The 385-nt window shown below is 53.2% G+C and carries 1 protein-coding gene; it reads right to left on the bottom strand.

Annotated elements, in window-relative coordinates:
- Nucleotides 1-385 (bottom strand): hypothetical protein (locus EN804_RS37525; protein ID WP_189602167.1); only part of this gene is annotated, 385 nt, incomplete at both ends.

Genomic DNA, 385 nt, shown 5'->3' with positions numbered 1-385 from the left:
CATCAATTGATGGCGGATTGCTTAAAGAAACCTCCGGTTGGGATAGAATCTGTGTGACTGCATGCCAATGAACCCCACGGGACCATTTGCCGGCCATCTCAGAACTCTGCACCGCAACAATCTTGCTGGCTATTTGTGCCGACCAGAACTTTCCTTCTTCGACGGACCTGACGGCCCAGATCGGCCCTCCGCTCATTCCTTTGAGTGAGGTAACCTCCCGCGCGCCGCTTCCATCAACGAGAGCTCCCTTTGGCTGAAGATAGAAAAAGAGGTCATAGCCTGGTGCGGGGTCTTTGACCGTCGGTTCATCGAATAGGAAATCAGTTTCGAGGTTCAGCATACGCTGACGCAGAACTTTACGATCGTAGGCCGCGCCTTCTGTCAT

This window comes from Mesorhizobium sp. M8A.F.Ca.ET.161.01.1.1 (genome assembly GCF_004792105.1).
In the GTDB taxonomy this organism is placed as follows: domain Bacteria; phylum Pseudomonadota; class Alphaproteobacteria; order Rhizobiales; family Rhizobiaceae; genus Mesorhizobium.
The sequence above is the reverse complement of the archived record's forward strand: the minus strand, read 5'-3'. Positions and strand labels throughout refer to the sequence as shown.